We start from the raw sequence: 2,551 nt of genomic DNA on the forward strand, positions 1-2,551 counted from the left end.
TTAAGAATTGTTTTATAAAAAACAAATCATGCACAAATATGATTTTCTGTCAACTTAATTTAGATGCGTTTACCCTGACTTTTACCTAAAACTGCTGATACTTCCCGCACAGTTTCTACTTGTTTTAACTGAAATAAATAAAGCATTTGGACTTTATTATAAGCTAGGATTGTTTTTTGTTTTTTGAGGATTTCTCGTAAGTTTTCTCCAGATTCGGTAATCTTTATATGAGGACGACCAGACATTGTAATTCTCTCCTTTACTTTTTACACAAGTCTATCACATCTTTAAAAAAATGGTATAACCCCGATTGTCAGCAAAGGATTAGGGAAAAATAGTGAAGGCTCAGGGCAACTCGACATCGGCGGCTTCGCTCTACAACCTTTTAGCCATAAGCGCTTGCTCTACTCCCCCTGTCAGCCGCAGAACGTGGATTTCATTTCAAACAAGCGCGTTCACTAATTATAAGAGACAGTAGTAGCTCAGGTGATGGTGCAGTCGCGTAGTATAGGTTGCCAAGGGTTTGTGGCTTGCAAAAAATACCGCTGTTCTACAACTGTGTTATTTGCTTGGAAACCCTACGGGTTTCCAAAATCTACATACGTACTGCATCTATCTACATATGTGCTGCATAGTGCGAAACCCTACGGCCTTCGGACATCTACATACGTGCTGGATGTGTTTTGCTCAAAGTGTGCTACGCTTCGCCCTCAAACTTGCTCAGCAGTTCTTGCAATTTCACCTTACCGTCTGCGAACTTTCTCCCCTTCATCTTGAGAATATTCTCAATAATCCAAGTATTAGTTTTGCCCACTTCCCGTGACTTACAGATTTCCGCATACAGCGATTTATCTAGGGGAGTTGGCTCGGAAGCGGTAGCTAAGGTAGTCACTTCCGGTTCCGGTAAGTCCGCGCTGTATATAGCCTCCAGCGCTTGCCGTGAAGCTTCCAAGTCTTCCCCTGGGGAAGCTAATATCGCCTCAGCTTCCTGTTGGCGCTGCTGCTGACTTACATATGCGCTGACGGCGATTTCATCCACCACATCAGCAGTAATTGCCCTGGTCTTCATCGCTTCAATCTCACTTTCCTCTGCCAGTTCGCGGGCAATGTTACCAGCGGACACTGCACAGGCAATTGCAGCACACAGACTCACCCCTTGCAGTGCTTTGTGAATGTCTAGCTTTTTGTCTAGTGCTGCTAGTGGAATTAACCACAGCACGACAGAGGACGCGCTCAACACAAACAGTTTTAGCTGCATATAAACACCCCTAAACCAATCAGCAGCATCGCTAAACCACCGATTAAAAGCGCCTGCAAGTCGGCGACTGAAATCTTGAGCAACTTGCTCAGGGAGTAATCAAGCAACCAGCTCAACCCCCAAGCAATCGCAATTGCTGCTAATAGGAATAAAACCGCTTTCATTGCCATCGGATGCAGGCTCGCTATCCACCCTAAAAGGGAGAAAGCGACGCATCCGGCAACGAAGTAGTTAGCCAGATACATCGCTTTCATTTAGTTAGTCCCTCCTGTCAACTTGGCTTTAATTTCATCAATGCGAGCGCGAGCATCATTCTCAGCTTTATCAATCCCCAAGCCCAGACGAGCGTAACCGGGACGCAAGCCGTGTAATTTCTTGGCTAAGCCAGCATCAGCGCGCTTTTTGCCTAGTTCGTTCTCAGCAACCGCCCCCTCATATTTCCTGTGCTCCTTGTGTACGGTTTTGTCGGCCGCTTCAATTTTTCCTAGTGCCTTGTAAGCGCGTTTAGACTGCCTTGCACCGTCTGTTTTCTCTTTTGCCAAGTCCTTCATTGCGTCCGCTTCTTCTTTGGTAAAGTAGCGCGGTGCTGGCACAACTGGAACACTACGAATGCTAGAGAAGTTACCAGGATTTAATGGCGTGATAACGTTTGTGTCAGTGCTTGCCAGCACCTTAGATTTGTCGATTGCGTGTCCGCCGTCATTGCTGCTAGCTAATTGGTTGTTATCAGATTTACCGCCGAATAGTCGCAGTTGTAAGCTCATAATTTTGTCCCAATTTGAATGTTGATGCGGACTGGGGAAGGCAATAGATTGAGTGGGTTGATTTGTCGCCACATGGACATTGCCAGCACAAACACCCCCGCCGATGCGAGTACAAGTGCAATGAGTTGAGAGAGGTCAACCCAGTCTAAAAAGGTGGAATTTTGGCGGGTGAAACCGCACACAGGGAATGAACCGTCGTTAGTCCATTCGAGGGTGTCTACACTGTCTACATCCTTTGTATCAAGCGGTTCGGCTGCTGTGTCTACAGTGTTTAGCACTGTGTCTAGTGGTGTGTCTGGCACTGTGTCTAGTGGTGTGTCTGGCACTGTGTCTAGTGGTGTGTCTAGCACCATTCCTCACAAGTTAAGCTAAAAACACTGTTGTCAATGAGTAATATTACTCATTTTTTACCGAAATACCAATTAAAATATGACTCCATTTGTTCATTCATTGTAAGGATTCAGGTCAAAAAAACTTCAGTGTCAAAAGCTGGTAAAATAAACGAATGAAAAAGCCCGCAGCCACCAGA

5 protein-coding genes are annotated in these 2,551 nt (G+C 45.5%); all 5 read right to left on the minus strand.

Features of this window, described 5'->3' with window-relative positions; translation table 11 throughout:
- Positions 1-59: 59 nt before the first annotated feature.
- The 5 genes from QT973_RS26825 to QT973_RS26845 all read right to left on the minus strand — a co-directional run bounded on the left by QT973_RS26825 (position 60) and on the right by QT973_RS26845 (position 2,375).
- A complete protein-coding gene (locus tag QT973_RS26825) occupies positions 60-245 on the minus strand; it encodes a hypothetical protein (protein WP_333392561.1) in 186 nt (61 codons plus the stop codon).
- Positions 246-697: 452 nt separating this feature from the next.
- Positions 698-1,258, minus strand: coding sequence for a hypothetical protein (locus QT973_RS26830; RefSeq protein ID WP_333058633.1), 561 nt, complete (start codon positions 1,256-1,258; stop codon positions 698-700).
- Entirely contained in the window at positions 1,249-1,512 is a 264-nt protein-coding gene (locus QT973_RS26835; RefSeq protein WP_333058631.1) for a hypothetical protein, read from the minus strand. Before QT973_RS26835 ends, QT973_RS26830 begins: the two co-directional genes overlap by 10 nt.
- Positions 1,513-2,022 (minus strand): hypothetical protein, encoded by a 510-nt coding sequence (locus QT973_RS26840; RefSeq protein WP_333058630.1) that lies wholly within the window; start codon positions 2,020-2,022, stop codon positions 1,513-1,515. It lies immediately after the preceding gene.
- The gene (locus tag QT973_RS26845) at positions 2,019-2,375 is read right to left on the minus strand and encodes a hypothetical protein (protein ID WP_333058628.1); all 357 of its coding nucleotides are present in this window, start codon (positions 2,373-2,375) and stop codon (positions 2,019-2,021) included. Before QT973_RS26845 ends, QT973_RS26840 begins: the two co-directional genes overlap by 4 nt.
- Positions 2,376-2,551: the final 176 nt, after the last annotated feature.

Source organism: Microcoleus sp. Z1_A1 (assembly GCF_036700305.1).
Taxonomy (GTDB): Bacteria; Cyanobacteriota; Cyanobacteriia; order Cyanobacteriales; family Microcoleaceae; genus Microcoleus.